We start from the raw sequence: 25,287 nt of genomic DNA, 5'->3' as shown, positions 1-25,287 counted from the left end.
ACGCGCTCGCTGTTCCGCTTTTCAACGCCTCCTGCGCCGCACGGCGAGGGGGCGGCATGAGCGCGCGTCGTCTCACTGCGGTGGCATGGCTGACGGCCACGTTCGCGGTGCCGCCGGGGGAGGCTGGCCGCAGCCCGGACGATGAAGCGCGCGGCGAACCCGGCGGCGATGGAGGCAATGGCGGCGACGGCGGCGACGGCGGCGCGGGCGGTGCAGGCGACAACAATGGTGCGCCGCCGCGGCGCCGCGGGCCGCGGCTCTGGAAGGCGCTTGCCTGGGCGATCGTCGTGCCGGTGCTGCTCGTCGGGCTCGTCGCCGGCTTGCTCTATGGCGTGCTGACCACCGAGCGCGGCACGGCCTACGCGTGGCGCGCGGCAGTCAGGCTGCTCGACGGCAAGCTCGCGGGCAGGCTCGAAGGCGGCACGCTTGCGACCGGTGTGCGTTTTTCCAACGTGAGCTGGCGCGGCACGGACGGCACCACGCTCAAGGTGGACCGCATCGGCGGCCAGTGGGAGCTGCAGGGATTCGGCCAGAAACCCTGGCGGTTCGTGGTGGACTATCTGCACGCCGGCGACATCGAGATGCGCATCGTGCCGTCGCACGAGCCTTCCTCGCCCATGAAGCTGCCGGAAAACCTGCAGCTGCCGCTCGGGCTCGAGATCCGCGACCTGCAGGTGGACAAGCTCACGGTGCACGAAGGCACCTCGACCAACGAGTTCTCGCACTTCCAGTTCCACGGACGCAGCGACGGCCGCCATCACGAGGCCGCCATCGAGCGTCTCGACACGCCCTTTGGCGCGGTGAGCGCCGAGGCGAAGCTCGACGGCGTGCGGCCGTTCGCGCTCACGGGCGACCTGGGCTACTCCGGCAAGGTGAACGGCGAAGACGTGCAGGTCAGCGCAAACCTCGCCGGCTCGCTCGAGGCGCTCACGGCCGATGTCGAGGCAAGCGGCATGAAGCTCACCGGCCGCGCGCATGTGGAGGCCACGCCGTTCGCTTCCGTGCCGCTGCAGCGCGTCACGCTCGCGTTCGATCATGTCAATCCGCAGGCGTTTGCGCCGGGCGCGCCGTTCGCCGACCTCGCGGTGCGTGCGCAGTTGCAGCCAGTGCCGGGCGGTGCGGCGGGCGTGCCGGCGGCGCTCGCGGCGGTGGCGTCGGGGGCGGCGGCGGTGTCGGACGTGACGCCGGCTTCCGTGCCGGCGTCGGCATCGGCGCCAGCGGGTGGCGCGAAGCCCGATGCCGCGGCTGCCTCCGCCGCCTCGGCCGCAGCCGACGCGGCGCGCGCGCGCAGCAATGCGGCTGGCTTCACGGTGGCGGGCGCGGTCTCGATCGTGAACGCGAAGCCGGGCGCCATCGACGAAAAGCTGCTGCCGCTCATCGACGCCCACGCCGACGTCGTGCTCGATGCGAAGACGCAGCGCATCCCGAAGCTCGCCGTGCGTCTCGTGAAGAACGCGACGATCACCGGAGGCGGGACGATCAGCGGGCGCGACGGACGCTTCGACCTGAAGGTGGCCGCCCTCGACCTCAACGCGATCCAGTCGAGCGTGCGCGCCACGCAATTCGCGGGGCCGGTCGGCGTGCGGCTGAACGGCGACGTGCAGAGCGTCACGCTCGATCTCGCCGATCCGAGGGCGGCGCTGCGCGTGCAGGGCAAGATCACGCAGGACCCCGCGCGCCTCTCGCTCAACGACGTGCGGCTGACTTCGGGGGCGGGGCGCATCGACCTGTCGGGCGCGCTCAAGCACGACGCCAGTTCCACGTATCAACTCAAGGCGGTGCTGACCAATTTCGATCCGTTGTCGCTCACGCCGCAAACGCCGGCGCGCCCGGCCGCGAAGTCGCCCGCGCTGGCCGCCCGGCCGCGGCCCGCGGCCCAACCCGCCGCCGACGCGCTCAATCAGCAACGCAATCTCGCGCTCAATCCGGCACTGAACCCGTCGCTCAATCCCGCGCAATCGGGCGAGCAGGCCGCCGCGCAAAAGCGCGTGGAGAACGCGAAACAGACTGAGCAGGCCGGGGCGGCCGAACCTGTAGCGAAGCCGCGACCGGCCACGCGTCCCGCAGGCCGGCGCATCGAGGCGCGCGTGAACGGCACGCTCAATGCGAGCGGCACACTCGCGCCCACCTTCACGACGCGGGCCGAGTTCAAGCTCGGCCCGAGCGTCTACGACGACCTGCCGCTCACGGGCCAGGGCCTTATCCAGCTGGCGGGCTCGCGTATTCTGCCAAGCCGCGCGAACCTCTCGGTCGCGGGCAATACCGTGGACCTGCAAGGCAGCTTCGGCGCGCGGGGCGACCGCCTGCGCTTTCGCGTGGATGCGCCGCAGCTCGACCGGCTCGGCTTCGGCATAGCGGGCCAGCTCGCGGCGAACGGCGACGTGACCGGCACCTTCGCGCATCCCGACGTCTCGCTCGACTACAAGGCCGACCACGTGGTGTTCGGCGATAACCGCGTCGGCCATGCCGAGGGCCGGGCCCTCGCGCGCGACGGCGCGAACGGCGCGCTCGCCTTCAGCACCGACGCGAGTGACATTGCCGTGGCGGGCGTCGACATCGCGACGCTCACCGCGCGCCTCGACGGCACGCGCGCGAAGCACACGCTCAGCGCGAGCGCGAAGGGCAAGGTGCAGGGCCAGCCGATCGACTTCGTGGTGGCGGCCAACGGCGGCCTCCAGGACACGCGCGAAGGCACGCGCTGGAACGGCACGGTGACGCAACTCGAGAACCGCGGCGTGCCCGGTGTGAAGCTGCAGTCGCCGCTCACGGTGAGCGCGGGCCCCGGCAAGGTCACGCTCGGCGCGACGCGTATTACGGGGGAAGGCGCGTCGCTCGACCTGAAATCGTTCGATCTCGACCATGGCCGCATCCGCTCGGCGGGCACGCTCACCAACGTGTCGCTCGCGCGCATCATGCAGATCCGGCAGCAGTTCACGGGCGTGCCGTCGACGCTCAGGACCGACCTGATCTTCGACGGCGACTGGGACTTCGCCGTCGGCCCGACGGCCACCGGCTATGTGCAGATCAAGCGCCGCTCGGGCGACATCACGACCGAGGTCGGCCGCGGCTTTGCCTCGCTCGGCGTGGGCGAGCTCAACGTGCGCGCGGCCTTCAGCGGCGGCAACCGCCTCACGCTCACGGCGCATGCGCAGGCGAGCCGCATCGGCGTGCTCGACATCGACGCCTATACGACACTCATGCCGCGCGACGGCATTCTCACTGTCGCGGACGAGGCGCCGATCGGCGGCACCATCAAGGCGAACGTGCCCTCGCTCAGGAACACGGGCGGCATGCTCGGCCCGACTTATCTGCTCGACGGCCATCTCGCGCTGCAACTCGCGCTCGGCGGCACGGTCGCGAAGCCGAATCTCACGGGCTCGCTGGTCGGCGACGGCATCTCGGCCACCGTGGTCGACCAGGGCGTGGAGTTGAAGGACGGCGTGATCCGCATCGCGCTCTCGCAGAACCTCGTCGACTTCCAGCAGGTGGAGTTCCACGGCGCGACGAGCGGCACGCTGCGCGCAAAGGGCCAGGTGCGCCTCGACAACGCCGAGCCCGATCTCACCGCGAGCATCGTCGCGGACAAGCTCGAGCTTTTCGCTTCGCCCGACCGCAAGCTGTCGCTGTCCGGCAGCGCGAGCATCGCCAACGGCGGGCATCTCGGCGGCATGCAGATCGACGGCAAGTTCACCGTCGATCACGCGCTCTTCGACATGCCCGAGTTACCTGCGCCTTCGCTCGGCGACGACGTCGTGATCGTGCGCCCCGACGGCACGACGGTGGGCGGCAGGCCGCCCATCGAGGAAACGGCATCGACCAGGCCCGCGCCGCGCTTCGCGCCGCGTGCAAACATCGACATCGATCTCGGCCACGACTTCCGCTTCCGCGGGCAGGGCGCGGATCTGGGCCTCGCAGGCATGATCTCGGTCAACAGCGCGCCGGACGTCCCGCTGCGCGCGGTCGGCAACGTGCGCGTGACCGAAGGCTCCACGTACACGGCGTTCGGCACCAAGCTCAATATCGAAAATGGCTTCTTCACGTTCAACGGGCCGGTGGGCAATCCGGGCATCAACATTCTCGCCATGCGGCGCAACCAGCAGGTCGAGGCGGGCGTGCAGGTCACCGGCACCGTGCAGGCGCCTTCGGTGCGGCTCGTGTCCGAGCCCAACGTGCCCGATAACGAAAAGCTCTCCTGGCTGCTATTCGGGCACGGCACCGACCAGGGCAACAACCTCGGCCAGCAGAGCGCGATGACGACGGCGCTCGCCCTGCTCGGCAGCGCGCAAGGCAAGCGCATTGCGCAGAGCATCGGCCTCGACGAATTTTCGATCGGCCGCAGCGAGGTGGGCCTGACCGACACCGAGGTCGTGATGATCGCGAAGGCCATCAACCAGCGTCTCGTGATCGGCTACGAACAGGGCCTGCAGTCGGCGTCGAACGCGGTGAAGGCCACGATCAACCTCTCGCGCTACTGGTCGCTGGTGGTGTACGGCGGCACCTTCAACGGCGCCGATATTCTTTATACGCGGCGTTTCGATCGGCTGCGCCGCTAGCGCCTCGAAAAGCCAGGCGCAAAAAAAACGCCCCTCGCAAGGGGCGTTTCGCACGACATGGGCGGGTGTTACCTGACCCGCATGCCCGGCTTCGCGCCGCTATGCGGCTCGAGAATGTACAGACCCGGTTCGGCCTTCTCGTCGGCGGCGGAAGCCGCGAGCACCATGCCTTCGGACATGCCGAACTTCATCTTGCGCGGCGCGAGGTTCGCAACCATCACCGTGAGCTTGCCCTTGAGGTCTTCCGGCTTGTACGCCGACCGGATACCCGAGAACACGTTGCGCGTTTTTTCCTCGCCCACGTCGAGCGTGAGTTGCAGCAGCTTGTCCGATCCTTCGACGAGGTTGCAGTCGACGATCAGCGCCACGCGCAGGTCGATCTTCGCGAAGTCGTCGATCGAGATGACTTCCGGCGTTTCATCGGCGGCAGGTTTCTTCGCTTCCCTGGCAGCCTTCGACTTCTTGTTCGCATCCGCAGCCGCAGCGGCGGGCGCATCGGTTGCCTGGAGCGAATCGCGGTTGGCGGCGAGCAGCGCCTCGATCTGCTTCGGATCGACGCGCGTCATCAGGTGCTTGTACGCGTTGATCGGCTGTTGCGACGAGAGCGCCTTGCCTGCATCGGCCCAGGTCAGCGGCTCGATCGCCAGGAACTGTTCGACGCCTTCTGCGAGCGTCGGCAGCACCGGCTTCAGAGCGAGCGAAAGCAGGCGGAACGCTTCGAGGCTCACGCTGCAGGTCTCGTGCAGCGCCGCCGAGTTGGCCGGATCCTTGGCCTGCTCCCACGGCTTGGCCGTATCGACGTAACCGTTCACGGCGTCGGCGAGCTCCATCGTCTGGCGCAGCGCGCGGCTGTATTCGCGTGCTTCGTAGTGCGCAGCGATTTGCGCAATCGTGGCGCGCAGTTGCTCGAGCAGCGGATGATGCATCGCGCTATCTTGCACGCGGCCTTCGAAGCGCTTGATCAGGAAGCCCGCCGCGCGGCTTGCGATGTTGATGTACTTGCCGACGAGGTCGCTGTTCACGCGCGCCTGGAAGTCTTCGAGGTTCAGGTCGAGGTCTTCCATGGTGCTGTTGAGCTTCGCGGCGAAGTAGTAGCGCAGCCACTCGGGGTTCAGGCCCGTGGTCACATAGCTTTCCGCCGTGATGAAGGTGCCGCGCGACTTCGACATCTTCGCGCCGTCCACGGTCAAAAAGCCGTGCGCGAAGACGTTGGTCGGCGTGCGGTGGCCCGAGAACTGCAGCATGGCCGGCCAGAACAGCGTATGGAAATACAGGATGTCCTTGCCGATGAAGTGGTACTGCTCCGTCTTCGAGCCGGCCTTCACCCATGCCTCGAAATCGAGGCCGCGCTTCTCGCACAGGTTCTTGAAGCTCGCGTAATAGCCGACCGGCGCGTCGAGCCACACGTAGAAGTACTTGCCGGGCGCGCCCGGAATCTCAAAGCCGAAGTAGGGCGCGTCGCGCGAGATGTCCCAGTCGGCGAGCTTCGATTCGCCCGACTCGCCCAGCCACTCGCGCATCTTGTTGGTCGCTTCCGGTTGCGCGAGGCCGCTCACCCAGCCGCGCAGGAAGTCTTCGCAGCGCGGGTCCGAGAGGCGGAAGAAGTGGTGCGTCGAGGTCTTGCGGATGGGGGTTGCGCCCGAGACCACCGAGTACGGATTCTTCAGATCAGTCGGCGCGTAGGTCGAGCCGCACACTTCGCAGCTGTCGCCGTACTGGTCCTTCGCGCCGCACTTCGGGCACTCGCCCTTGATGAAGCGGTCCGGCAGAAACATGTTCTTGACCGGGTCGTAGGCCTGCTCGATGTCGCGCGTCTCGATGAAACCCGCTTCCTTGAGCGCCAGATAGACCGACTCGGAAAGTACGCGGTTCTCTTCGGAGTCCGTCGAGTAGTAATTGTCGAACGAGACGCCGAAGCTGTCGAAGTCGCGCTTGTGCTCCTGCCACACGCGCGCGATCAGCTGCTGCGGCGTGAGGCCTTCCTTCTCCGCACGCAGCATGACGGGCGTGCCGTGCGTGTCGTCGGCACCGACGTAGTAGACCTCGTGGCCATGCATTCGCAGCGCGCGAACCCAGATGTCCGTCTGGATGTACTCGACCAGGTGGCCGATGTGGATCTGACCGTTGGCGTACGGCAGAGCAGACGTAACGAGAACCTGGCGGCGGCCGCTTTGATTGGCATGCGCGCCGGCTGCAGCGAGGTCGGTGGCGGGTGCTGACATAAGTGAGGGGAAGTCCGATGTTGCGGGGGGAAAGGGCGATTTTAGCAGGGCGGGCGCACCACCGTTCGGCGAGCCGGTGGACGCTCGTATGCGAAATGCCTGGAGGGAGCGCGGGGCTGCGCAGGCAACGGCTATGTTGCGTTGCACAAATCGCGGCCAAAAAAAACCGGGGCAAGAATGGCCCCGGAGCAACAACGACAAGAGGAGAATGGTGACGCGGCGGCGCTGCCGCACACGTACCGTAAAGACAGACAGCACGTTTTCTCGAGAGTTCGAAAAATATTTCGATTCTCTTCCAGCGCGTGGAAGCGGGGGTCGGATGGCCGTCCAGCAAGGATTTCGGAGCGCGTCTTTCGGGCCGCTCGAAATGCAAACGGGGCAGCATGACTGCCGCCCCGTTGATGTGTCGCTCTTTTATGGCGCAGTCGCTGGCAACTGCATTCCGGCGACTGCGCCTGGCCGGCTTAACCGCCCTGGTGCTGCGACGTCGCGCGCAGGTACATTTCCACGCGGCGGTTAGCCGCGCGGCCCGCTTCGGTGTTGTTGTCTGCGATCGGTTGCGTATCGCCGAGGCCTGAGGCCGACATGCGCTGCATCTGAATGCCGCGAGAGGCGAGGTAGTTCACGACGCTCTGGGCGCGGTTGACCGACAGCGTCTGGTTGTAGGCGGGGGAGCCCGTGTTATCCGTATGGCCGACCACCTGCGCAACCACTTCCGGGTTCTGCTGGAGCGTCTGCGCGACCTGGTCGAGCACCGGCGCGAACGACGGCTTGATTGCGTAGCTGCTGGTGTCGAACGTCACATTGCTCGGGATGTCGAGCTTGAGCGAGCCGTCCGGCTGCTCGGTGATCTTCGTGCCGGTGCCCTTGGTGGCGCCCGAGAGCTTGTTGTGGATGTTCTGCCAGTTGTAGCCGGTGATGCCGCCGACCAGTGCGCCCGCGCCTGCGCCGATTGCAGCGCCCTTGCCGCCGCCGAAGATGGCGCCGATCGCCGCGCCCGTGCCTGCGCCGACACCGGTGCCGACAGCCGTGTTGGTGCCCTGCTGCGTCGCGCAGCCGGCGACGAGCGCGCCGGCGATGGCGAAGACGGACAGGCGAGTCAGGATTTTTGTGTTCATTTGCTTTCCTTTCTTGAGTGGAACGGACGCTGCCCGCGGCGTCCGCGGCCCCGCATGCGAACAGGGTCTTCGAACGGCGCGCGGCGGCAGCTACTACAATGACGCCTTGAGGTTTGCGCCGCCAGGCGGAAAGCCGCTAAGTCGCGGCTTCGAGACCACCTGGTCGGCACACAAAATCGATGCTGCCGCGAAGCGTGCCCTGTCGGGCAATTTTGCGCAATGCAGCTTAACAATTTCTTTCGATTTCCGGCGCGTAGGCGATCAGTCCACACTCGGATCGGCGCTAATGCAGACCGGCATTCTCCCCACGGAGTTTCAATGAGCATAGATCGGGCTTTGGTCGACGCCGCGCTCGCGGCCTTGACGGATCCGAACACGGGCCATCCCTACACGGTGGCCAAGGGCGTGCGCAACGTCACCGTCGAAGGCGAGACGGTCGGCGTCGAGATCGTGCTCGGCTATCCGGCGAAGAGCCAGTTCGACGCGGTGCGCGTGCAGGTCGAAGCGGCGCTCGGCGCCGTGCCGGGCGTGAAGGCGAGCCGCGTCGCGGTTAGAAGCGAGATTACCGCGCATACGGTGCAACGCGGCGTGAAGCTGCTGCCCAACGTGAAGAATATCGTCGCCGTGGCCTCGGGCAAGGGCGGCGTGGGCAAGAGCACGACCGCCGTGAATTTCGCGCTCGCGCTCGCCGCCGAAGGCGCTTCGGTCGGCCTGCTCGACGCGGACATCTACGGCCCCTCGCTGCCGATGATGCTTGGCATCCAGGGCCGCCCCGAGTCGCCCGACGGACAGTCGATGAATCCGCTCGAAGGCCACGGCGTGCAGGCCAACTCGATCGGCTTTCTGATCGAGCAGGACAACCCGATGGTCTGGCGCGGCCCGATGGCGACGTCCGCGCTCGAGCAGCTGCTGCGTCAGACCAACTGGCGCGAGCTCGACTATCTCGTGGTCGACATGCCGCCGGGCACCGGCGACATCCAGCTCACGCTCTCGCAGCGCGTGCCCGTGACGGGCGCCGTGATCGTCACGACGCCGCAGGACATCGCGCTGCTCGACGCGAAGAAGGGCCTCAAGATGTTCGAGAAGGTGGGCATTCCGATTCTCGGCATCGTCGAGAACATGGCCGTGCACATCTGCTCGAACTGCGGCCACGCCGAGCACATTTTCGGCGCGGGCGGCGGCGAGCGCATGGCGAAGGAGTACGGCGTGGAAGTGCTCGGCAGTCTGCCGCTAGACATCGCCATTCGCGAGCAGGCCGATTCGGGCAACCCCACCGTGGTAGCCGCGCCGCAGGGGCCGGTGGCGGAAATCTATCGGGCGATCGCGCGCCGCGTGGCGATCCAGATCGCCGAGCGCGCCCGCGACATGACCTCGAAGTTCCCGACCATCGTCGTGCAGAACACCTGAGCTCCGGCGCGGGCCGCGGCGCTTGTGCGGCGCCCCGCGCATGGGGACAGATAGGCGCGCGCCGCGCCGCCTGCGCGGTATCATGTGGGCTTCATCGGGTCCGGTATGGCGGCAGCAACGGGGCTGCCGCCGCCCGGCAAGAGGATCGCATGGATAAAGGACACGACAGGCAAGCGGGGAATGCGCAGGTCGTCTGGGTGATCGCCGTCGTCACGCTTTGCGGCTGCGCGCTGCTGGCGGGCTGCACGAGCTTCATGGGGCAGCAGGACAAGCGCGCGGTCGCACAGTTGCTGCCCACGGTCGGCAGCCAGGTGCGCGGCACGGTTTCGTTCGTCGAGCACTCCGACGGCGTGCAGGTGAGCTACAACCTCGCGGGCCTGCAGCCCGACAGCGATCACGCATTGCAGGTGCACGAGCGCGGCGACTGCAACGCCACCGACGCCTCGAGCGCCGGCGCCGTGTTCGCGCCCGCCGCGGAGCGCCTGAAGCCCGGCGTGCGCGTGGAAGGCGACCTCGGCAATATCCATGCGGATTCGAACGGCGTGGCGTCGGGCTTTATCGTCGCACCCGAGGTCTCGCTCGACGGCGTGCGCTCCGTGCTGCAACGCGCGGTGATCGTGCACCGGGACGCCATCGACCCCTACGCGTACCCGCAGCGCGGCACCGGCCCGGCGCTCGCCTGCGGGCTGATCCGCGCCCAGTGAGCGCGGCGTTTGCGCCGGCGCGAAACGCAGTTCCAGGCATGCCGATCCACATCGCGTAAAATAGGCGCCTTTCGCACGCGGCGCACGCCCGGTGGGGCCGTCCGCATGCTTTCCCGACCCGATTTTCTCGTTAAGTAGCGAACATGGCAATCAAGTCCGACAAGTGGATCCGGCGCATGGCCGAAGAGCAGAAGATGATCGAGCCGTTCGTGCGCGATCAGGTCCGTATGTCGGAAGACGGCCGCAAGATCGTGAGCTACGGCACCTCGAGCTACGGCTACGATATCCGCTGCGCCGACGAATTCAAGATCTTCACGAACATCAACTCGACCATCGTCGATCCGAAGAACTTCGACGAAAAGTCGTTCGTGGACTTCAAGGGCGACGTCTGCATCATCCCGCCCAATTCGTTCGCGCTGGCGCGCACGGTCGAGTATTTCCGCATTCCGCGTAACGTCCTGACCGTGTGTCTGGGCAAGTCGACCTATGCGCGCTGCGGGATCATCGTGAACGTCACGCCGTTCGAGCCTGAGTGGGAAGGGTACGTCACGCTCGAATTCTCAAATACGACACCTTTGCCTGCGAAAATCTACGCGAACGAAGGGGTGGCGCAAGTGCTGTTCTTCGAAAGCGACGAGATCTGCGAGGTCTCCTACGCGGATCGCGGCGGCAAGTATCAAGGCCAGCACGGCGTCACCCTGCCGAAGACCTGACGCAGACAACCACCGGACACAACGACATACGGGGACCGCTGCGCGTCATATGCAGCGGTCGTTTCTTTTGGAGAATCGCCCATGAAGTTCCGTTTTCCCGTCGTCATCATCGACGAAGACTTTCGCTCCGAGAACATCTCGGGTTCCGGCATACGCGCGCTCGCCGAAGCCATCGAGAAAGAGGGCGCGGAAGTCCTCGGGCTGACGAGCTACGGCGACCTCACGTCGTTCGCGCAGCAGTCGAGCCGCGCCGCCTGCTTCATCCTCTCGATCGACGACGACGAACTGCTGCCCTACGTGGAAGGCTCGGACGAGGAAGCGCCCGAGCACGCCCCCGCCATCGTCGCGTTGCGCGCGTTCATGGAAGCGGTGCGCAAGCGCAACTCGGACATCCCGATCTTCCTGTACGGCGAGACGCGCACCTCGCGCCATCTGCCCAACGACATCCTGCGCGAGCTGCACGGCTTCATCCACATGTTCGAGGACACGCCGGAGTTCGTCGCGCGCCACGTGATTCGCGAAGCGCGCGTGTATCTCGACGCGCTGGCGCCGCCGTTCTTCAAGGAACTCGTCAAGTACGCCGACGAAGGTTCGTACTCGTGGCACTGCCCGGGTCACTCGGGCGGCGTCGCGTTCCTGAAGAATCCGCTCGGCCAGATGTTCCACCAGTTCTTCGGCGAGAACATGCTGCGCGCCGACGTCTGCAATGCGGTCGAGGAACTCGGCCAGCTGCTCGATCACACCGGCCCGGTCGCGGCCTCGGAGCGCAACGCGGCGCGCATCTTCAGCGCGGACCACGTGTTCTTTGTGACCAACGGCACGTCCACGTCGAACAAGATCGTCTGGCACGCGACGGTCGCGCCCGGCGACATCGTGCTGGTGGACCGCAACTGCCACAAGTCGATCCTGCACGCGATCACGATGACGGGCGCGATTCCCGTGTTCCTCACGCCCACGCGCAACAACTTCGGCATCATCGGTCCGATTCCGCGCGACGAGTTCAAGCCGGAAAACATCCGCAAGAAGATCGAGGCGAATCCGTTCGCCCGCGAGGCGCTCGCGAAGAATCCGAACGTGAAGCCGCGCATTCTGACGATCACGCAGAGCACGTACGACGGCGTGGTCTACAACGTCGAGATGATCAAGGATCTGCTCGGCGACATGCTCGACACGCTGCACTTCGACGAAGCCTGGCTGCCGCACGCCGAATTCCACGAGTTCTATCAGGACATGCACGCGATCGGCGCGGGCCGTCCGCGCACCAAGGCGCTGGTGTTCGCGACACACTCCACGCACAAGCTGCTCGCCGGCATCTCGCAGGCCTCGCAGATCGTCGTGCAGGACTCGGAAGACAGCGCATTCGACCGCCACCGCTTCAACGAGGCGTATCTGATGCACACGTCGACGTCGCCGCAGTATGCGATCATCGCGTCGTGCGACGTGGCCGCCGCGATGATGGAAGCGCCGGGCGGCCCGGCGCTGGTGGAAGAGTCGATCGCCGAGGCGCTCGACTTCCGCCGCGCCATGCGCAAGGTCGACGCCGAATACGGCGACGACTGGTTCTTCCAGGTCTGGGGGCCGGACGAGCTGGCCGAAGAAGGCATCGGTTCGCGCGAAGACTGGATGCTGCGCCCGAACGATCACTGGCACGGCTTCGGCGCGCTGGCGGAAGGCTTCAACATGCTGGACCCGATCAAGGCGACCATCGTCACGCCGGGTCTGGACGTGGACGGCGAATTCGGCGAGACCGGCATTCCGGCCGCGATCGTGACGAAGTACCTGGCCGAGCACGGCATCATCGTCGAGAAGACCGGGCTGTACTCGTTCTTCATCATGTTCACGATCGGCATCACGAAGGGCCGCTGGAACTCGATGGTGACCGAGCTCCAGCAGTTCAAGGACGACTACGACAACAACCAGCCGCTGTGGCGCGTGTTGCCCGAATTCGTCGCGCAGCATCCGATGTACGAGCGCGTGGGCCTGCGCGACCTGTGCCAGCAGATCCACAGCGTCTACCGCGCCAACGACATCGCGCGCCTCACGACCGAGATGTACCTCTCGAGCATGGAGCCTGCGATGAAGCCTTCGGACGCATTCGCGAAGCTCGCGCACCGCGAGATCGATCGCGTGCCTGTCGACGAACTCGAAGGCCGCGTCACGTCGATCCTGCTCACGCCGTACCCGCCGGGCATTCCGCTGCTGATTCCGGGCGAGCGCTTCAACAGGACGATCGTGAATTATCTGAAGTTCGCGCGCGAGTTCAACGAGCGCTTCCCGGGCTTCCACACCGACATCCACGGGCTCGTGGGCGAGACCATCAACGGCCGCATCGAGTATTTCGTGGATTGCGTGCGCGCCTGAACGCGCAAGGGAGGGGAATGTTGGGTGGTTCATCGGCGCGGCTAGCGCGTTACTTTGCTGCGATGGTCTCGACGCTGTCGGTGATTTCGGCCGCCACGGTGCTGTTCGCCGTGGCGCCGGCGGCGCGCGCCGAGGTCGCGGCCGCCGATCCGATCGACACGGCCATGCGCACCTGCCTCGCGCGCGCGGACCGGTCGTCGACGGCCGGGCAGATCCAGTGCATGGACGACGCGCGCACGGCATGGCGCAAGGCCGCCGACAACGCGCTCACGCAACTGCTCGCGAAGTTGCCGGCCGCGCAGCAAAAGCGCTGGCAACTGAGCCAGCAGAAGTGGGTGGCGTGGCGCGACGCCGAGGACACCATGCTCGGCGCCGCGTTCGCGACCACGAGCGGCAGCACCTATCAGCTCTACGAGGCGGACATGCGCCTGCAGCCGGTGCGCGATCGCGCGCTCGCGCTGCGCAACCAGGCGGCGATGTACGACGGCGACGCGCCGAAGGTGCGCGCCTGCAGCGCCGACGCGCGCTGCGAGCACGTGAGCTACGACCTCAATCGCTACTACCGTCAGCTCTATGCGCGGATGCCGAAGCACGCGCGGCCTACGGTCTCGCGTGCACAAAGCGACTGGCGCGCGTATCGCGACGCGACCACGCCGCTCATCGACGAGCATGCGCGGCTCGATCTGCTAGGCGGGCGCCTCGCGACCTTGAAGCGCCTCGCCGAAACGGTGAACAACCACTGAGGCTGGGCTTTCAGTCGAGGATGAACTGCTCCGGCGCGCGCGCCGGCAGCGCGGTGGGCTCGCCCATCAGGTCGTGCAACGCGACCTCGATGCCGGCCGACATCAGGTTGAGCGCGAGGTCGTTGTCTTCGGTGCCGAACGGGTCTTCGAGCTGCGAGGCGATCGCCTCGTGGGCCATGAACGCGTAGGCCACGAACACGGCGAAGATCGGCGTCAAACCGCCGATGCTATCGACGAGGCCGAACGGCAGCATCGCGCAGAAGAAGTACACGGTGCGATGAATCATCACCGTATAGGCGAACGGCAGCGGCGTGGAGACGATGCGCTCGCACCCGCCGATCACATCCGAAATGCCATTGAGATTGTGCTCGAACGCGAGCACCGCGTAGCCGTCGAGGCGGCCTTCGCGCGTCTCGCGCCGGACCCATTCCGCGGCGCACAGCAGGAGCGCGGCCGGGCGGTAGCGCGACGCCAGCACGCGCTCGAACAGCGCGGGCGGCAGGCGCGATTCGAGATCGGCGCGCGGGTCGGAGTTGCGCAGTTGATGGCGCAGCGCATGCGGCAACGCAGCGAGCAGACTCATCAGCTCGCGGGCCCGTTCGCGCGTTGCGGCTTCGTCGCCGCTGCGCGGGAGCGTCAGCGCTTGCCGCACCAGCGAGCGCGTCTCATTGAGCATTTGCCCCCAGAGCTTGCGGCCTTCCCAGTAGCGGTCGTAGCTCGCGCTGTTGCGAAAGCCGAGAAACACCGCGAGCGCGATGCCGATCAGCGAGAACGGCACCGTGCTCAGGTTGACCGTGAGCTTGAGGATGTGATCGTGCGCGGCCACTGCGATGATCGAGAGGACCAGCACGATGGAAAGGCGCGGCAGAAGTTGCGGCAGCACGGAGCCGCGCCACGCGAGCAGCATGCGGAACCAGTGGAGATGAGGGCGGACGATCATTGGGGCAGGGGTGGGAGCGAAGACAAAACCCGACGGAGCAAGTCGTCAGTATGGCGCGGGATCGTAGGCCATGGCGCGCGACCGCCGGGCGCACACTTCCGACATTTTGCTGCGGGCACAGCGCGCTGTCATGTGTGTCCTCATGCGCATTGTCACCTTGCGCGCGGCCCAGAAACAAACAGGGCGCGCGACGTTGTCCGTCGCGCGCCCTGTTGGCCTTTGAGTGCGGGCGTTCTCCGCCCGCTTCGCTGCGCTTACTTGAGCGCTGCGCGCGCCGCCGCGATGGCCGCACGCACCTGCTCGGGCGCGGTGCCGCCCGGATGGTTGCGCGCCGAGACCGAGCCTTCGAGCGTCAGCACTTCGAACACGTCTTCGGTCAGCAGGTGCGAGACGGCCGGCAGTTCGCGGCGCATCTCGTCGAGCGTGAGGTCGGCGAGATCGCAGTTGCGGTCCACGCAGATACGCACCGCGTGCGCCACGGCTTCGTGCGCGTCGCGGAACGGCAGGCCCTTCTTGACGAGGTAGTCGGCCAGATCCGTGGCCGTGGAGAAGCCTTGCAGCGCAGCCGCGCGCATTGCCTGCTCCTTGACCGCGATGCCCGCGACCATCTCCGCGAAGATACGCAGCGTGTCCGCCACCGTATCGACGGTATCGAACAACGGCTCCTTGTCTTCCTGGTTGTCCTTGTTGTACGCGAGCGGCTGGCCCTTCATCAGCGTGAGGAGCGCCATGAGATGGCCGTTCACGCGGCCGGTCTTGCCGCGCGCCAGTTCAGGCACGTCCGGGTTCTTCTTCTGCGGCATGATCGACGAGCCCGTGCAGAAGCGGTCGGCCAGATCGATGAAGCCCACGCGCGGGCTCATCCACAGCACCAGCTCTTCCGAGAAGCGCGAGACGTGCGTCATCACGAGCGCGGCCGCCGCCGTGAATTCGATGGCGAAGTCGCGATCGGAAACGGCGTCGAGCGAGTTCGCGCAGATGCCGTCGAAGCCCAGCGTCTTCGCCACGGCGAAGCGGTCGATCGGATAGCTCGTGCCCGCGAGCGCCGCCGCGCCGAGCGGCAGACGGTTCACGCGCTTGCGGCAGTCCACCATGCGCTCGGCGTCGCGCGAGAACATTTCCACGTAGGCGAGCAGGTGATGGCCGAAGGTGACCGGCTGCGCCACTTGCAGGTGCGTGAAGCCGGGCATGATGGTGCCCGAGTGCTGTTCGGCCAGGTCGAGCAGCGCGCCGCGCAGGTCGACAAGCAGGCCGCCGATGCGGTCGATCTCGCCGCGCAGCCACAGGCGGATGTCGGTCGCGACCTGGTCGTTGCGCGAGCGGCCCGTGTGCAGGCGCTTGCCTGCGTCGCCGATCAGGGCGGTCAGGCGCGCTTCGATGTTCAGGTGCACGTCTTCGAGGTCGAGCAGCCATTCGAATTCGCCGCGCTCGATCTCGCCCTTGATCTTCGCCATGCCGCCCTGGATGGCGGCGAGGTCGTCGGCGGAGATGATCTTCTGTGCAGCCAGCATCGACGCGTGCGCGAGCGAGCCCTCGATATCGACGAGCGCGAGGCGCTTGTCGAAGAAGACCGACGACGTGTAGCGCTTGACCAGCTCCGACATGGGTTCGGAGAAGCGAGCCGACCAGGCTTCGCCTTTTTTGTGCAGTTGGGACGTCATGGTGATGGGGCGTGAACGAGCAAGCGGTGAGAAGGCGTGCCGCGCGGCGCATTGCGCTGCATTGCGTCAAGCACGGCGGGAAAGATCACAATTTTAACATCGGCGGTCTGCCGCAACGCCGCCAGGCGGCCCGCGCCGCTCAGAGCCGCACCAGCACCACGAGCTTGAGATCTTCGCGGTGCGCGGGCTTGAAGGTGATCTGGTCGTAGGCGATGCGGCCGTGGCGCGGGTGGTTGAACTCGCGCCGGCCGCCCTCGCGCTCGAACACGTCCTGCGAGGCCCAGAAGCGCGCGAACTCGTCGCTCGCGGCGATCAGCGAGTCGATCAGCGCGCGCGTGGGCGCGTCGTTCAGGTGGCGAATCGAGTCGGCGCGGAACTCGGCGGCCAGGCGCCGCGCGCGCGTTTCCCAGTCGAGAATCAGCTCGCGCCCGAGCGGCTCGGTGAACGTGAAGCGCAGCAGGTTGCGGTCGTGCTCGCCGTCGAGCCAGCCCGTGAAGAGGTCCGCCGCATGCGCGTTCCAGGCGAGCGCGGTCCACTGGCGGTCGAGCACGTAGGCGGGGGCGTCCACGAGCTTCACCGTTTGCAGCAGCGTGGCGGGCGCGTCCGCGGCGGTGGCCGGATCGGGCTCGGCGGGGTCGCGCTGCGCGGCCAGTTCGAACAGGTAGGCGCGCTCGGCGCGCGAGAGCCGCAGCGCGACGGCGATGCGCGCGAGCGCGTCCGCCGAGGCCGAAACGGGGCGGCCCTGCTCGATCCACGTGTACCAGGTCGGGCTCACGCCGCACAACTGCGCGACTTCCTCGCGGCGCAGGCCCGGTGTGCGGCGGCGCGGGCCCGGCGGCAGGCCGACCTCCGCGGGCGAAAGACGCTCGCGATGGGCGCGGATGAATTCACCCAGCGCGCGGGCGGGTGTCGCGTCGAGGGTTTTGCCGGCGGCGGCGGAAGGCGATCCCGAGGAGGGCGTGTCGAGGCTCATGGGCGTGGGGCTAGTGGCGGCGATACCAGAATAATCGCTTAACTTGTACTGGTACAAAACGGCCTCTATTGTAGCGTCTGACGCAGCGACGGGCCGCCACGTCAGCCAGCCCGGAGATTGCAGAAGCCGCGGCGCGCAGCGCTCGCCGCTTCGCGCCCTACATAACGAGCCGCATCAGAACCCGCAAAAAGGAGCATGCGATGAAGCATCACGATCAGGTCGCCGACGCATTCGGCTCGACCGCCGCCGCCTACCTCACGAGCCAGGTCCACGCGAGCGGCGCGGATCTGGAGAACCTCGCCGCGACCTTCGCGGCCACCTGCGGCAATGCGACGGTGCTGGACATGGGCTGCGGCGCAGGCCACGCGAGCTTTGCCGTGGCGCCGCACGTGCGCGAAGTCGTCGCCTACGACATCGCCCCGCAGATGCTGGCCACGGTCGAAGCCGCCGCGAAGGCGCGTGGCTTGACGACGGTGCGCGCACAGCAGGGCGCGGCGGAAACGCTGCCGTTCGCCGACGCGAGCTTCAACTGGGCCGTTAGCCGCATGAGCGCGCACCACTGGCGCGACGTGCCGCAGGCGCTGGCCGAAGTGCACCGCGTGCTCAAGCCGGGCGGCCGGCTGAAGTTCATCGACATCGCGGGCATCGACGATCCGCTTTACGACACGCATATTCAGGCGATCGAACTGTTGCGCGATGCGTCGCACATTCGCGACTACCGCGCCGACGAGTGGCTCGCGATGCTCGACGCGGCCGGCTTCGACGCGAAGGTGAGCGAGCGCTGGCGCATCGCGCTCGACTTCGATTCGTGGGTGACGCGCATGCGTACGCCTCCGGAGCGCGTGACGGCGATCCGCTCGATGTGGGAACGCGCGCCCGATGAAGTGCGGCAATACTTCGATGTGCAGAGCGATTTGTCGTTCAAGCTCGATGCGCTGATGATCGAGGCGACGCGGCGCGATTGACGCGCACCTGAGGCAATCAAAAACGGCGTCGTGACCGCGAGGGCACGACGCCGTTTGCACATGAGCGCAGCGCGAACGCTCAACCCGTATTGCGCAACCCCGCCGCAATTCCGTTGATCGTCAGATGAATACCGCGCCGCACGCGCGGGCTCGGGTCACCGGCGCGATAGCGCTTGATCAGTTCCACCTGCAAGTGATTCAGGGGATCGAGATACGGGAAGCGGTTCTTGATCGAACGCGCGAGCAGCGGGTTATCGGCGAGCCGTGCGGAGGCACCCGTGATCTCGCCGAGCACCTTCGTCGTGCGCTCCCATTCGGCCACGATGCGCTCGAACACGAGCTTGCGCAGCTTCTTGTCCGCGACGAGCTGCGCGTAGCGCGAGGCTACCGCGAGGTCGGTCTTCGCGAGCGTCATGTCCATGTTCGAGAGCAGGTTCGAGAAGAACGGCCAGGTCTTGTACATCTTCTTGAACATCGCAAGACGGCGCGCGCGCTCGGCGTCGCTGCCCGCATCGTCGAGATACGAGGCGACCGCGCTGCCAAAGCCGTACCAGCCCGTGAGCAGCAGGCGGCACTGGCCCCACGAGAAGCCCCAAGGAATCGCGCGCAGATCGTCGATCTTGCGGTTCTTCGGGTCCTGCAGCTTGCGCGAGGCCGGACGGCTGCCGATGTTCAGCTCCGCGATTTCCGTGATCGGCGTGGAGGCGAAGAAGTAGTCGGTGAAGCCCGGCGTCTCGTAGACGAGCGAGCGGTATGCGGCCATCGCGGCGTCGGAGAGCGCCTGCATCGTCTCTTCGAATGCGGGCAGTTGATCGGGTGCGCTGCTCGCCCCGCCCATCGGCAGCAGCGTCGCTTCGAGCGTCGCGGCGATCACCGTTTCGAGGTTGCGGCGGCCGATCTCCGGATTGCCGAACTTGCTCGCGATGACTTCGCCCTGCTCGGTCAGACGGATCTGGCCTTCCACCGTGCCCGGGGGCTGCGAGAGGATCGCGTTGTAGGTCGGGCCGCCGCCGCGGCCCACCGTGCCGCCGCGGCCGTGGAACAGACGCAGCGTGATGCCGCGCTGCTTGTACAGCGCGACGAGCGCCAGCTCCGCGCGGTACAGCTCCCAGTTCGAGGTGAGGAAGCCGCCGTCCTTGTTGCTGTCCGAGTAGCCGAGCATGATTTCCTGCTCGTTGCCCTGGTGCTCGACAATGCCGTCGATGCCCGGCAGCGCGAGCAGGTCGCGCATGATGCCCGGCGCGTGGCGCAAGTCGGGGATCGTCTCGAAGAGCGGGATCACCATCAGCGCGGCCTTCGCGGGGTCTTCCGCGTGGCCGAGGCGTCCGCCCATGAGGCCGGTTTCCTTCTGCAGCAGCAGCACTTCGAGCAGGTCGGAAACCGTTTCGGTGTGCGAGATGATGTAGTTGCGCACCGCGCGCGCGCCGAACTTCTCGCGCGTGACGCGCGCCATTTCGAGCACGCCCAGCTCGCTCTTCACGAGGTCCGAATAGTCGAGGTACGGCGAGCGCAGCGTGCGCGGGTCGGCGAGCTGCGCGAGCAGCACGATCTGCTTGTCTTCTTCGGAAAGCTCCGCATAGTCGGCTTCGACGCCGGCGCGCGCGAGCAGCTCCGTAATCACGGCTTCGTGGATGTCCGAGCTCTGGCGTAGATCGATCGAGGCGAGATGGAAGCCGAACACGTCGACGGCGCGCATGAGCGGCGCAAGCCGCGTGGTGGCGAGCGACGCGCCGTGATGCTCGGCGAGCGAATCCATCAGGATATGCAGGTCGCGCGAGAACTCGTCCGCATCGGCATAGGGCTTGGCGCGCACGGGCGCGGCGTTGCGGCCCGCGCTGCGCACGGCCACCACGCCTTCGCCCAGACGCACGCGCGCGCTCGCGGCGAGGCGCGTGTACACGCCGATCAGCGCGCGGCGATAGGGCTCGTCCACGCGGTGCGGCGACTGGTCGGGCGAGGCTTCGGCCAGCGCCTTCAATTCATCGCTTGCGCCCGCGAGCAGGTTCGACACCGAAAGCTCGGCGCCGAGGCGGTGCACTTCGTCGAGGTAATGCTGCAGGATCACCTGCGCCTGGCGCTCGCTTGCTTCTTCGAGCGTCGCGGCGGTGACGTTCGGGTTGCCGTCGCGGTCGCCGCCGATCCAGCTGCCCATCTGGAAGAAAGCAGGCAGGCGCGCCGAAAGACCGTGCTCCTTCAGCTGCGTTTCGATCTCGCTGTAGAGCGCCGGGATCTCGGTGAGGAAGGTCGTGTGGTAATACGAAAGCGCGTTTTCGATTTCGTCGCCCACGCTCAGGCGCGAGTCGCGCAGCATGCGCGTTTGCCAGAGCGAGGTCACGCGCGCACGCAAGAGCAACTCGTTGTGCTCGAGCTCGCGATGCGTGAGCGGCTGGTCGCGCTCGGCGAGCAGGCGCGCGATGTCGTGCTGCGAGTCGAGCGTGCTCTTGCGCTGCACTTCCGTGGGGTGCGCGGTGAGCACGGGGACGATCAGCGCGTCGTTGAAGAACTGCTGGAGCACCGGCGTCGCGGCCGCGCCCGCAAGCGCGAGACGTTCGAGCGAATGCGCGATGGTGCCCGCCTGCGGCGCCGAGCCCGCGAGGTCGTGAATGCGGCGGCGGCGGTTGCGGTGGCGATCTTCAGCGATGTTCGCGAGATGCGAGAAGTAGCTGAACGCGCGCACGACGCTCACGGTCTGCTCGGGCGAGAGCGCGCGCAGCTGCTTTTCCAGCGCGAGCGCGTCGGCGTTGTCGTCTTCGCGGCGAAAGCGCACGGCGGTCTGACGAATGGTTTCCACGACGTCGAACACGGCGTCGCCTTCCTGCTCGCGCAGCACTTCGCCGAGCAGGCGCCCCAGGTACCGGATGTCTTCGAAGAGCGGCTGGTCCTTGTCGTCGCGGGCGCGGCCATTGCGCGAGGCGCCGGCGGGCGCTTTCGGAGCCTTCGCCGCCTGCGTGGCCTTCGTCGCTTTTGCGGCCTTCGGCGTTATCGCCGCCTTGACAGCCTCGGCGGCCGGTTGGGTCGTCGTGGATTTCGTGGTCTTCGTGGTCTTCGTCGTTTTCGCCGGTTTCGTGGACGGCGTGGCCGATGCGGCCTTCGAAGTTGCGTTCTGCGATGCGGTGTTGCGGCGCTCTGCGCGCGCCGAGCCTGAAGACTTCACGATGTTTTCCTTGAGGCTTGCCAGGATATGGGCAGGTTAGTCGGAGAACTGCCAACTGCATGGCCGCGGCGCGTGCCGGGCCGTGTACTGCGGGTGCAACCTGGAGAGGGTGGAAGGTGCCACCCTGTGCGAGCCGTGCGGATAGGGCAGAGGCGGCGCGCCTCGCCAATGGCGGTGCGCCGGGTGCAGGCCTTGCTGGAGAGTGCGCCGCTGCGAGGGCGAGCGCAAGCCGAAGCGGCGCCGCGGCGATAGCCGGGGCCGCGCGGGCCGCACACGTGCCAGACGCGCGCCAGTCACGCAGCCTCTTCGGGCCGCCGTGCGCATGGCGTATCGCTGCTGGCCGGGCTCGCGGCGCATTGCGTACCGAATTGCCTACGATGGATACAGTAGGTGCCGCTGCAACGCCTGAGTCTCTTCCTTGCCGCCGCCCGCGCCTTTTAAGCCTGTCCCTGCGGGGAGGCGGTAAAAAGGGCGCGTGCTAACATTGCCTGTTATCCGATCCTGCTTTTTCATCCCGTCATTCGATGTACTTGCCATGAACTCCGAGACGTTATCCGCGCCCATGCCCAACACCCTGGTGATCGCTTCGCGGGAGAGCCGCCTCGCGATGTGGCAGGCCGAGCATGTGCAAGCTGCGCTGCACAAATTATATCCAGCCTGCGACGTGAAAATTGTTGGAATGACGACACGCGGCGATCAAATTCTCGACCGCACGCTCTCGAAGGTGGGCGGCAAGGGTCTTTTCGTGAAGGAACTGGAGCAGGCGCTGGCCGAGGGCCGCGCCGATCTCGCCGTGCACTCGCTCAAGGACGTGCCGATGGAGTTGCCCGAAGGCTTCACGCTCGCGGCCATCATGGAGCGCGAGGACCCGCGCGACGCGTTCGTCTCGAACGACTACGACTCGCTCGCCGCGTTGCCGGCGGGCAGCGTGGTGGGCACGTCGAGTCTGCGCCGCGAGTCGATGATCCGCGCGCGCTATCCGCATCTCGACGTGAAGCCGTTGCGCGGCAATCTCGACACGCGCCTCGCCAAGCTCGACCGCGGCGATTACGCGGCCATCATCCTCGCGGCTGCGGGCTTGAAGCGCCTTGGCCTCGGCGCGCGTATCCGCGCGCTCATCGAGCCCGAGGACAGCCTGCCGGCGGCGGGCCAGGGCGCGCTCGGCATCGAGATCCGCGCCGATCGCGCCGATATCGCCGCCTGGCTCGCGCCGCTGCACGACGACGCCACCGCGAAGGCCGTCGAAGCCGAGCGTATGGTTTCGCGCGCACTGGGCGGCAGCTGCACGGTGCCGCTCGCGGCCTACGCGCAGTGGCACGACGGCAAGCTTGCGTTGCGCGGCACGATCGCCACGCCCGACGCGAGCCGCGTGCTCGCCGCGCAGGAGGCCGCCGCGGCGTCCACGGTCGACGATGCCATGGCGCTCGGCCGCCGCGTTGCCGACGACCTCATCGCGCAGGGCGCGCTCGAGATCGTGCGCGCACTCGCGGACGCGGCTCAGGCTGCCGATGGTCCGAATGCGGCGCCCGCCAAGGGCGCCGCCACCCAGAACCCAACCGGCGCGGGCGAAGGCCCGGCCTCCAGATGATGGCCGGCTCCTGGCAACCGTACGGTAAAGCCGGCCAGCCCGACGAGTGGGGTGGCCCGGGCGACGCCTCCACTGGCGCGAAGCGCGCGTCACCGTCGAGCGGCGATAACAGCCATGGTGGCGGCACACCGTTCACCGTCGTCATTACCCGGCCGGCCGGTCAGTCGGATGGTCTCGCCGGGCAACTCGCGCAGCACGGCATGCGCACGCTCGACTTCCCGCTCATCTCCATTGCGCCCGTGACCGACGACGCGCCGTTGCGCGCCGCGCTCGGCGCGCTCGAACGTTATGCGCTCGTCGTGTTCGTTTCGCCGAACGCCGTCGATCGCGCGTTCGCGTGCTATGCCGCGGTGTCCTCGATCTGGCCGCCTGCGTTGCCCGTGGCCGTGGTCGGCCCGGCGAGCGTGGCCGCGCTCGAGCGGCACGGCGTGGCGGCACCCGAGCATCGTGTGGTGAGCCCTTCGGGCGTGGGGGAAGAAGAGGCCGCGCGCTTCGATTCGGAGTCGCTCTACGCGGCGCTCGAAACGACCTTCGGCGTGGACGCGTTTGCGGGCAAGCGTGTCCTGATTGTGCGCGGCGACGGCGGCCGCGAGTGGCTCGCCGAGCGTCTGCGCGAAGCGGGCGCCGAGGTGGAGACCGTGGCGGCTTACCGCCGTGTCGTGCCCGAGCCGCCCATCGCCGCCTGGACCCAGGTGCATGCGCTGCTCGAAGGCGCGCCGCACGCGTGGCTCGTCACGAGCTCAGAGGGCGTGCGCAACCTCGACGAACTCGCGCGCGAGCACCTCACGGCGGGCGAGATCGTCGAGCTGCGTCACGCGCCGCTCGTCGCGCCCCACCCGCGGATCGCCGAGACGGCGCGCTCAATGGGTTTTGATAGGATTACGGTGTCCGGCGCGGGCGACGTACGCATCGTCGAGACGCTGCTAGGCCTCGCTTCTTCCGTTGTTCAACCGGTTCAGAACACTCCGGCCCAGGCGCCGGCCAACCCACGCATGACAGATTCGAACAACTCAAGCAGCACAGCAAACCAGGGCGCCGTCACCACGGGGGCGGCGGTTTCCAGCAGCGCGTCGGCATCGGGCAGCGCATCGGCGCGGCCTTCGTATGCGTCGTCGGGCGCGGGGTCTTCCGCGCCGCTGACGCCGCCGCCGGGCGCGGGCAACGGGCGCCGCGGCGCGGGCACGGCGCTGCTGTGGCTCGTCCTGGTGCTGGTCGCGGCGGGCTCGGGCGCAGGCGGCTATCTCCTCAATCGCAAGGTCGACAACCTCGGCATGCAGGCCATTCAACGCCAGCAGGCAAGCGAGCAGCAGACCGCCGCGTTGCGCGCACGCGCCGACCAGGTCGCGGCAGGCTCACAGCAGATCGACAAGCAGATCGCCCAGCTCGAAGGCAAGATCGCCGACGCGCAGAATTCGCAGCAGGCGCTCGCGCAGCAATACGCCGATCTGTCGAAGAGCCGCGACGACTGGACGCTCGCCGAAGTCGGCCAGATGCTGTCGAGCGCGAGCGAACAGCTCCAGCTCACGGGCAACACGCAGCTCGCGCTGTTCGCGCTGCAAAGCGCCGACACGCGCCTTGCCGCCTCCGACAACGCGCAGGCCATCGCCGTGCGCAAGGCGATCGCGCAGGACATCGACAAGCTCAAGGCCGCGCCGTCGACCGACCTCACGGGTCTCGCCATCAAGCTCGACACCGCGCTCGGCCAGATCGACTCGCTGCCGCTTTCGGGTGAGGCGATCGTCGCGCATACGAAGCCGGAGGCTGCACAGCCCGCCGATATCGCCCAGGTTGCCGCGGCGACCAACCAGCCGAAATGGAAGGTGTGGATCGACACGTTCGTCGACGGCGTGGGCAAGCAGATCACGAGCCTCGTGCAGGTGCGCCGCATCGACAACGCGGACGCCATGCTCGTTTCGCCCGATCAAGGCTATTTCGTGCGCCAGAACCTGAAGCTGCGTCTGCTTTCGGCGCGCCTCTCGCTGCTCTCGCGCAATCAGGACACGCTCAAGTCCGACCTCGCGGCCGCCGACGCCACGCTCGCGCGCTACTTCGACGGCGCGTCGAAAGACACGCAAACCGTGCGCGAGCTGCTCAAGGAAGTAAACGACGGCTCGGCCGCCGTCACGCTGCCCACGCTCGACACGAGCCTGAAGGCGATCCAGCAATACCGGAGCCGGGGGTAAGA

General features: G+C 67.3%; 15 protein-coding genes. 9 read left to right on the top strand and 6 right to left on the bottom strand.

Annotation, left to right across the window (positions count from 1 at the left end; all coding sequences use genetic code 11):
• The first annotated feature begins 56 nt into the window (after nt 1–56).
• On the top strand, nt 57–4,553 hold the full coding sequence (locus tag A3CW_RS48645; RefSeq protein ID WP_051481933.1) for a translocation/assembly module TamB domain-containing protein: 4,497 nt from the start codon (nt 57–59) through the stop codon (nt 4,551–4,553).
• Between the two features lie 68 nt (nt 4,554–4,621).
• On the opposite strand, the gene metG is transcribed toward A3CW_RS48645, so the two are convergent.
• On the bottom strand, nt 4,622–6,775 hold the full coding sequence (gene metG, locus A3CW_RS0135305; RefSeq protein ID WP_028207743.1) for a methionine--tRNA ligase: 2,154 nt from the start codon (nt 6,773–6,775) through the stop codon (nt 4,622–4,624).
• Nucleotides 6,776–7,239: 464 nt separating this feature from the next.
• The gene (locus A3CW_RS0135300; protein ID WP_028207742.1) at nt 7,240–7,893 is read right to left on the bottom strand and encodes an OmpA family protein; all 654 of its coding nucleotides are present in this window, start codon (nt 7,891–7,893) and stop codon (nt 7,240–7,242) included.
• A 318-nt stretch (nt 7,894–8,211) separates the two neighbouring features.
• On the opposite strand from A3CW_RS0135300, the gene apbC reads away from it, so the two are divergent.
• From apbC to A3CW_RS0135275, 5 genes are all read left to right on the top strand, one after another.
• Nucleotides 8,212–9,300 carry an iron-sulfur cluster carrier protein ApbC gene (gene apbC, locus A3CW_RS0135295; protein WP_028207741.1) on the top strand — a complete coding sequence of 363 codons (1,089 nt, stop codon included), beginning with the start codon at nt 8,212–8,214 and terminating at the stop codon, nt 9,298–9,300.
• 149 nt (nt 9,301–9,449) lie between these two features.
• Nucleotides 9,450–10,004 (top strand): superoxide dismutase family protein, encoded by a 555-nt coding sequence (locus tag A3CW_RS0135290; protein WP_028207740.1) that lies wholly within the window; start codon nt 9,450–9,452, stop codon nt 10,002–10,004.
• Nucleotides 10,005–10,147: 143 nt separating this feature from the next.
• Nucleotides 10,148–10,717, top strand: coding sequence for a dCTP deaminase (gene dcd, locus A3CW_RS0135285; RefSeq protein WP_028207739.1), 570 nt, complete (start codon nt 10,148–10,150; stop codon nt 10,715–10,717).
• Nucleotides 10,718–10,798: 81 nt separating this feature from the next.
• Nucleotides 10,799–13,078 carry an arginine/lysine/ornithine decarboxylase gene (locus tag A3CW_RS0135280; protein WP_028207738.1) on the top strand — a complete coding sequence of 760 codons (2,280 nt, stop codon included), beginning with the start codon at nt 10,799–10,801 and terminating at the stop codon, nt 13,076–13,078.
• 62 nt (nt 13,079–13,140) lie between these two features.
• On the top strand, nt 13,141–13,821 hold the full coding sequence (locus A3CW_RS0135275; RefSeq protein WP_154678134.1) for a lysozyme inhibitor LprI family protein: 681 nt from the start codon (nt 13,141–13,143) through the stop codon (nt 13,819–13,821).
• 10 nt (nt 13,822–13,831) lie between these two features.
• On the opposite strand, the gene A3CW_RS0135270 is transcribed toward A3CW_RS0135275, so the two are convergent.
• The 3 genes from A3CW_RS0135270 to A3CW_RS0135255 form a co-directional block, all read right to left on the bottom strand.
• A complete protein-coding gene (locus A3CW_RS0135270; RefSeq protein ID WP_028207736.1) occupies nt 13,832–14,761 on the bottom strand; it encodes a bestrophin family protein in 930 nt (309 codons plus the stop codon).
• Between the two features lie 254 nt (nt 14,762–15,015).
• The gene (argH, locus tag A3CW_RS0135260) at nt 15,016–16,422 is read right to left on the bottom strand and encodes an argininosuccinate lyase (protein WP_028207735.1); all 1,407 of its coding nucleotides are present in this window, start codon (nt 16,420–16,422) and stop codon (nt 15,016–15,018) included.
• Nucleotides 16,423–16,561: 139 nt separating this feature from the next.
• A complete protein-coding gene (locus A3CW_RS0135255; protein ID WP_028207734.1) occupies nt 16,562–17,395 on the bottom strand; it encodes a helix-turn-helix transcriptional regulator in 834 nt (277 codons plus the stop codon).
• A gap of 200 nt (nt 17,396–17,595) precedes the next feature.
• On the opposite strand from A3CW_RS0135255, the gene A3CW_RS0135250 reads away from it, so the two are divergent.
• Complete coding sequence (locus A3CW_RS0135250) at nt 17,596–18,360, top strand: class I SAM-dependent methyltransferase (RefSeq protein WP_028207733.1); 765 nt, start codon at nt 17,596–17,598, stop codon at nt 18,358–18,360.
• A gap of 79 nt (nt 18,361–18,439) precedes the next feature.
• Here the strand turns inward: A3CW_RS0135250 and ppc are convergent, their stop codons facing one another.
• Entirely contained in the window at nt 18,440–21,514 is a 3,075-nt protein-coding gene (ppc, locus tag A3CW_RS0135245) for a phosphoenolpyruvate carboxylase (RefSeq protein WP_028207732.1), read from the bottom strand.
• Nucleotides 21,515–22,049: 535 nt separating this feature from the next.
• Between ppc and hemC the strand changes: the two genes are divergently transcribed.
• Both hemC and hemDX read left to right on the top strand, forming a co-directional pair.
• Nucleotides 22,050–23,102, top strand: a complete 1,053-nt coding sequence (gene hemC / locus A3CW_RS0135240) for a hydroxymethylbilane synthase (RefSeq protein WP_028207731.1) — start codon at nt 22,050–22,052, stop codon at nt 23,100–23,102.
• On the top strand, nt 23,099–25,285 hold the full coding sequence (gene hemDX / locus A3CW_RS0135235) for a fused uroporphyrinogen-III synthase HemD/membrane protein HemX (protein WP_245623837.1): 2,187 nt from the start codon (nt 23,099–23,101) through the stop codon (nt 25,283–25,285). Before hemC ends, hemDX begins: the two co-directional genes overlap by 4 nt.
• The last annotated feature ends 2 nt before the right edge of the window (nt 25,286–25,287 follow it).

The sequence above is a fragment of the Paraburkholderia nodosa DSM 21604 genome (assembly GCF_000519185.1).
Lineage (GTDB): Bacteria > Pseudomonadota > Gammaproteobacteria > Burkholderiales > Burkholderiaceae > Paraburkholderia > Paraburkholderia nodosa.
This window is presented reverse-complemented; position numbering and strand designations above follow the sequence as displayed.